The sequence below is a fragment of the uncultured Rikenella sp. genome (genome assembly GCF_910579375.1).
Taxonomy (GTDB): Bacteria; Bacteroidota; Bacteroidia; order Bacteroidales; family Rikenellaceae; genus Rikenella.
This window is the reverse complement of sequence record NZ_CAJTUJ010000103.1, coordinates 1-6780: the sequence shown is the minus strand read 5'-3', so window position 1 is coordinate 6780 and position 6780 is coordinate 1. Positions and strand designations below refer to the sequence as shown.

Genomic DNA, 6780 nt, shown 5'->3' with positions numbered 1-6780 from the left:
TTACCTTGTAGAGACGACCGTTGGTGGCTTTGTAGTTCCCTGCGCCGTATTTTTCACCGGGAACCCCATCCGAGTAGTACGGGAAGGTACCGGTCAAAGGCTGATCGAGGTCGGTCGCCCGCGTAAAGTCAGACCGGAACGAAAGCCTTATCTCAGTACCGGAACCCCGCCTGACGCTGCACGTTCGTGCTGCTCCGAAGCGGCACCAGCGTGAAACCCCACGTGTAATCCCGATTCGCCGGCAGCCGATACTGCGCGTAAGGCTGAGACCACCAACTGTCGTCCCCCCCGAGCCCCATCATCCGGTAGTCGAGACACAACTCCACGAACTCTCGCGGCGTGATGTCGTCGATGTGCGTCTGTTTCGGCTTGATGTTCCGTCCCGCAGCCTCCGAATGGTCTTCGTCCGACCGGTAGTTGTTCCACTGGTACGGCTTGTCGCTCTCCTGACCGTCGAAATCTTCCACTGCGTTCCGCAAGGCGTTGAACTCCAGCAGCGAGTCCGCCTCCACCAGCAGCCCCTGACCGCGCAGCCGCGTGAGCGCCAGCCACCGCGTGTCGGTGTGGTGTCCCGTCTCCTGAGGCCGCACGTAGTCGAAGTTCTCCAACGCCGCATTGCTGCGGTAGAGCCCCACGTTCGTGCCGTAGTTGCGATCCTGATAATTCTCCTCCGGCCCCCGTCCGAAGTATTGCAGCGTCGCCATATCCGCCGGCAGCCGCATCCGCATCCCCACGCGCGGCAGCTCGCTCTTCGACTCCGGATTGCCCTTGAACGCATACCCCACGTGCACCGCCCCCGTCGGATAGACCCGATAGGTCACCGTCAGGCCGCACCCCTCCGGCAGGTCGTACCGCACCGTCACCACAGCCGTATTCCCCTCGGACTCAGCCGCCACCGATGCAGCCGTCGGCTCCTGCGAAGCCCCTTTCCACACCTGCATCCGGCTCGGCATCCGGCTGCCGTAGTCGTTGTCGGTCGGCGCCCGCCAGAAGTTGGGTTGCAGGCCGAACCCGTCTTGCACGTATTCCACGCTCCCGACGCGATACGAGACGATCGTGCCGGTCGTTTTGTTGATCGTCAGACCGAAGCCCGAACCGACCACCTCGATTTTGTTCTGTCCCGCGTCGACGATCACCTGTCCCGGCGCCGAGTAGGTGCGTTTCGCCCCCCGCAGGTGATCTAGTGCGAACTGTTCGGTCGCCACCACATCCCCCGCTTTCAACGGCCCGTCGGCCGCCTTGAGGGCCACCGTGAAGTTCACGAAGTACTCCGTCCCCGGCTGCACCGCCAAGCCGTTCAACGGCACCGTCACGATCTTCTTCTCGCCCGGCGCGAGGTTCAGGTTGGTCAGCGTCCCCTGTCGCACCGTCCGCTCGTTGGCCGTCACGGTGTATTTGACCGTGTATTTCGACAGCGGCGTGAAGTCGTACCGGTTCTCCACCTCGAACTGCCCGGTCGCCAGATCCACCGGTCGGAACCAGACGTACTGGTACATCTTCTTCACCTCGGCGATCCCGGGATGCGGCGTCCGGTCGGGATTGACCAGCCCGTTGCAGAGGAAGTTTCCGTCCGACGGCCGGTCGGTGCCGAAGTCGCCCCCGTAGGCCCAATAGCTGTTGCCTGTAGTCGTATCCTCGACCAGCAGCCCCTGGTCGACCCAGTCCCAGATGAAGCCCCCCTGAAGGTTGGGCGAGCCGTAGATCGCCTCCCACATGTCCCGGAACCCGCCTGTCGAGTTCCCCATCGCATGGGCATACTCCGATGCGATGTACGGCCGGTCGGTCTCCGACCGCCCCCACTGGGCGAAGGTCGCCGCCGAGGGATACTGCGGACAGAAGATGTCCGTGTTCCACTCCAGCAGCGCCCGTTCGTACTGCACCGGACGAAGCGTGTCCATCCCCTTGAGCCACAGGTAGGTCTCGTAGAAGTTATACCCGTTGCCCGCCTCGTTCCCCAGGCTCCAGAACATCACGCTCGGGAAGTTCTTGGTCTGGTGGTACATGTTCTGCGTCCGATCCATGTGTTTCGTGAGCCACAGCGGATTATTGCCCAAGGTCTTTCCCTGCGCCAGGTCGTATCCCATCCCGTGCGACTCGATGTTGGCCTCGTTGCAGAGGTAGAAACCGTATTCGTCGGCCAGCTCGTAGAACCGCCGCTGCTGCGGGTAGTGGCACAAACGTATCGCATTGATATTGTTGGCCTTCATTAGCCGGAAGTCTTCGCGGATCGTCGCCTCGTCGAGCACGTGGCCGTTCTTCTCGTGGTGCTCGTGGTAGTTGACCCCCTTGATGTAGACCGGCCGGCCGTTCACATAGTATTTGTTCCCCTTGATCTCGCTGGTACGGAACCCGATCCGCGCGCTGGTGTACTCCACGAATCGCCCGTTGTGCCGAATTTTCAACACGAGGTTATAGAGGTACGGATCCTCTGCGCTCCATCGGCGGACGTTCCGGAAGGCGTCGGCGTTGTTTCGCGCTGTCCGCCGGAACCGCACCGTGTCGCGTCCGTAGCCGTCGAGTTCGATCTCCTGATACGAGTAGTCGACCATCCGCCCCTGGGCGTCCTCCAGCTCGAACCAGACCTGTACCGGCCCCGACGGCCGGATGAAGTTGTTGACCATCGCCACATCCACGTTCAGGATCCCGTCGGTGTAGGTCGAGTCGAGGGTCGAGACGATGTAGAAGTCTTCAATGTGCGTCTTGGGCTGCGAGTAGATGTAGACGCCGCGTTCGATCCCGCTGAGCCGCCAGAAGTCCTGACACTCCAGATACGACCCCGTGCTCCAGCGGTAGATTTCCAGCGCCAGGACGTTGGTTCCCTCGCGCAGGTAGCGGTTGAGTTTGAACTCCGCGGCGTCCTTCGAGTCTTCGCTGTATCCGACCTTGTGGCCGTTGAGGTAGACGATCACGCCGGACTTGGCGCCGCCGATGTGCAGGTAGACGTCGCGGTCTTTCAGCACGAGCGGCGCCTCGAAGGTCGTCCGGTAGAGCCCCACTTCATTGGCCGCCGGCAGCTGCGGCGGGGTCGGTTTGTACGGCGCGAACTCGTAAGGCTGGTTGGTGTAGATCGCGTCTCCGTACCCATTGACCTCCCACGTGGCCGGCACGGCCAGCGTGTCCCAGCCCGAGGCGTCGAACTCCGGTTTGTAGAAGTCCGCGGGCCGCTCCCGGTGATCCGGCAGCCACTTGAACTGCCACGGCCGGTTGAGCGAGATGTAATGTTCCGAGGTGGTGTAGTCGTTCGCCGCGGCGAGGTCGCGGTTGTGGTAGGACATGAAGTATGCCCGCGGCGTCTCCCGCCCCACGTGTGCGATTTCGGGGTTCTGCCACTCCGGCACGGCAGCCGTGGCAGTCGCGTTTTCGCGGTCGTTTTCGCCGAATTGCCACCGGGTCGGCGGCAGCTGGCCGTAAGCCGTGCCGAAAGTCGAAAGGCCGACCGCGGCCGACAGGATGAACAGTTGGGTCTTCAAGGTCATATGTCTGGGTTCGTTGTGCATGGATAAAATACGAGGGGTTATCGACCGTTTCGGTAGCAGTAGTCGGTCGTGCAAGGCCGTGCGTCCCGCCGCACGGCAACGGCGCGGTCGCATCCGTAGCGGTGCATGCGGTATCCGCGTCGATTCGCCGGTTGTGCTTTTGCGGTACGGTTGTCGTATCGGCAATAACCTTCGCGGCAGTCATAACCCGCCGGACAAGAAGCTCCCTGCCGAACGGCGCACGGTTCCCGCCGGTAGCAGCTGTCGGCCAGAGGACAGTATCTCTCCCGATTGTCAACTGCGGTCGCCCCCTGCCTCAGTGCGCAGCCGTAGTAGTAACAGGTATCCGCCGACCGCCGTGCCGTGTTCTGCCGTTGAGCGGCGGTCTGCCGCCAGCCGTTTCCGCCGCAGCAGCCGCGCCGGCCTTGTGCCTGAGCGGTCAGGGTGCCGGTCAGCAGGAGCAGTCCGGCGAGGGTGCCGATTCGTAAGGTTTTCATATACGGTAAGATTTTCATATTTGTCTGTGTGTGGTGTTTTCGGTCTTCCGTTTATTCCGAGAGGCACCGCAACTGAAGACCGTAGGCGCGGTTGTTCGCGTTGCTGGGATTGAGGCTTGTCACGGTGAAATTCAAGTACATCCCATTGCTGCCGCTCACCGACGACGAATAGCTGAACCCGCTGTTGCCGACGTAGCTCAGCCCGCCATTGGCTCTCTCGCGGTAGCCCGGGGCGCGCCTATCGGGCGTTTTGCTGGCCGCCTCTACCCCCGTTCTCTGTTCGCGCGTGGACTATAACATAAGTAACGACCGAGTCCCATGTCCCGTGGACGGGCGAAACTGCGTTTCGCTGCGGCAGCTTCGTCCGGTTCTGCGTGCGCTTGCTGAACCCCTGTCGACCTGTCCCGTCCTATTTCTGCCGGAAGTAGATCTGCATCGGCACCCCGGTGAAATCCCACTCCCCCCGGATCCGGTTTTCGAGAAAACGCCGGTACGAATCCTTGACGTACTGCGGCAGGTTGACGAAAAAGGCGAATTGCGGCGTCGGTGTCGGCAGCATCATCGCGTACTTGATCCGGATGTACTTCCCCTTGATGCTCGGCGGTGGGGTCTGTTCGATGATCGGCAGGATAAATTCGTTGAGCACGGCCGTCGGAATGCGCCGTTTCCGGTTTTCGCACACCCGCAGCGCCGTCTTGAGGACGTCGAAGATCCGCTGTTTCTCGGTCACCGACGTGAAGACGATCGGCACGTCGTCGAACGGTGCCAGCCGCTGCCGGATCTGTTCCGTGTACTCCTTCATCGTGTTGGATTGCTTGTCCGGCACCGTGTCCCACTTGTTGACCGCGATGACGCACCCCTTGCGGTTCTTCACGATCAGGTGGAAGATGTTCATGTCCTGCGCGTCGACCCCCTGCGACGCGTCGAGCATCAGCACCGCCGTGTCGCAATCTTCGATGGCCCGGATCGTCCGCATCACCGAGTAGAACTCCAGGTCGTCCGTCACTTTCTGTTTTTTGCGCAGCCCCGCGGTGTCGACCAGGTGAAATTCCATCCCGTACTTATTATAATAGGTGTGGATCGCGTCCCGCGTCGTCCCGGCGATCGGGGTGACGATGTTCCGCTCTTCGCCCAGCAAGGCGTTGGTCAGCGACGATTTTCCGACGTTGGGCCGTCCGACGATGGCGATTTTCGGAACCGCCGTATCCGCCTCTTCCACAGCCGTTTCGGTGTCGGTTTCGGGCGGGAGCGCCGCCACCACGGCGTCGAGCAGCTCGCCGGTTCCCGATCCGGTCATCGAGCTGATGGTGATCGGATCGCCCAGCCCGAGGGAGTAGAATTCGTAGGCTTCGGTCTGCCGCATCGTATTGTCCACCTTATTGACTGTCAGGTGCACCGGTTTGTCCTGTCGCCGGAGCATGTTGGCCATCCGTAGGTCGAGGTCGGTGATTCCCGTCTCGACGTCCACCATGAAGATCAGTTCGTCGGCCTCTTCGATCGCCAGTTTCACCTGCCGGCAGATGGCCTGTTCGAAAACGTCCTCCGAATTGACCGTGAAACCGCCGGTGTCGATGACGGTAAACTCGCGTCCGTTCCAGTCCGTGGTTCCGTAGTGTCGGTCTCGGGTGGTGCCTTCCGTGGCGTCGACAATGGCTTGCCGCATCCCCACGAGCCGGTTGAAGAGGGTGCTTTTCCCGACGTTGGGCCGTCCGACGATGGCTACGATATTTCCCATAACGATTTTTCAGTTGTGATTATTCGGCCCGTGCGTAGCGGCTCGGGCAGGCATGTAGGCAAAGGTACGGAAAATTTCGTTATCGGCGAGGTGGATCGTAAGTCTCTGTATTTTAGGTGTATAGAAGTTTGTTATTAAAATTTTTTAAAAATTTACGAAAATAATTTTGTAATTCGAAATGGGTGTTTTACCTTTGTACCATCGATTTAGGGAGGTGGCAGTTTGGAAACAAATTGCTTCTTTTCATAAAAAGAGTTTGGGTTAGTAGCTTTCGGGGTGGTTCCCGGAAGCGGAAAGCAGGACAGGCCGTGACGGACTGTCCTGCTTTTGTTTTGTGCGCGCGTGGGGGCAGCGTCGTGAGTTCGCCCCGCCCCGGGCTTCCGCGACGCGGGCAATAATGGGCGATTGGGCGCTCTGACGGACGTCGGCTACTACGGTTACAGCTGGGCTTCCACGGTCAGCGGTACCAATGGCATGTACTTGAGTTTCGGCGTGACGTGGCTCTATCCCAGCTACGCGAACCACCGCGCCTACGGTTTTCAGTTGCGCTGCCTCTCGGAATAAACGGGCAAGAGAGCTTTCGACAGAACCGATTGGGAACTTAGAACCCGGGCTTGCCCCTTTTCATATTCTTGCGGTTCGAAGAACCGCCCGGGCCGGAGCCGGCGTAGGCCTGCAACGTCGCAGAGCTCATTTCCGGCCACGCTGGCTCCGACCCGTTTTGCGATCCCCTATTCTGTCGGGTTCGGGCTGCGCGCTCCGGGTGTGGGCCGAAGGCCCAGCGCGCAGGCCCGGCGACCCTGCGGGTCGCAAAAGCAACAACCCATTCATCGCCCAAGGCTGCCGGGTTCGGCCTGTCGCGCATCCCCCCGAGGCGCTCCGCGCCTGGGCGACAAGGCCGGCGATCCTACGAATCGCGCTACTCGCTCTCAGTTTTAGCAGTTCGCCGCCAGCGGGGGCGCAACCGAGCTTGCAAAGGTTGCGAAAATGCCATTGACTTAGCGGGTCGAAGCCTGCGGGGCCCAAAAGCAACGTCAGTTGCGGGCCTCCGCGGTCGGAGGCTTCGGCCCGC

General features: G+C 61.1%; 3 protein-coding genes. All 3 read right to left on the bottom strand.

Going from position 1 to position 6780, the window contains the following annotated elements:
- Positions 1-152: 152 nt before the first annotated feature.
- Positions 153-3476: a glycoside hydrolase family 2 TIM barrel-domain containing protein gene (locus QZ302_RS07810; protein ID WP_294594249.1), complete on the bottom strand. Its 3324-nt coding sequence runs from the start codon at positions 3474-3476 to the stop codon at positions 153-155.
- Positions 3477-3514: 38 nt separating this feature from the next.
- The gene (locus QZ302_RS07805) at positions 3515-3973 is read right to left on the bottom strand and encodes a hypothetical protein (protein WP_294594247.1); all 459 of its coding nucleotides are present in this window, start codon (positions 3971-3973) and stop codon (positions 3515-3517) included.
- A gap of 409 nt (positions 3974-4382) precedes the next feature.
- Positions 4383-5708, bottom strand: coding sequence for a ribosome biogenesis GTPase Der (der, locus tag QZ302_RS07800; RefSeq protein WP_294594245.1), 1326 nt, complete (start codon positions 5706-5708; stop codon positions 4383-4385).
- Positions 5709-6780 lie beyond the last annotated feature (1072 nt).

Excerpts from the sequence above, each read along its gene's own strand:
- QZ302_RS07810 (WP_294594249.1), bottom strand. The coding sequence starts at position 3,476 with ATGACCTTGAAGACCCAACTGTTCATCCTGTCGGCCGCGGTCGGCCTT.
- QZ302_RS07805 (WP_294594247.1), bottom strand. The coding sequence starts at position 3,973 with ATGAAAACCTTACGAATCGGCACCCTCGCCGGACTGCTCCTGCTGACC.
- der (WP_294594245.1), bottom strand. The coding sequence starts at position 5,708 with ATGGGAAATATCGTAGCCATCGTCGGACGGCCCAACGTCGGGAAAAGC.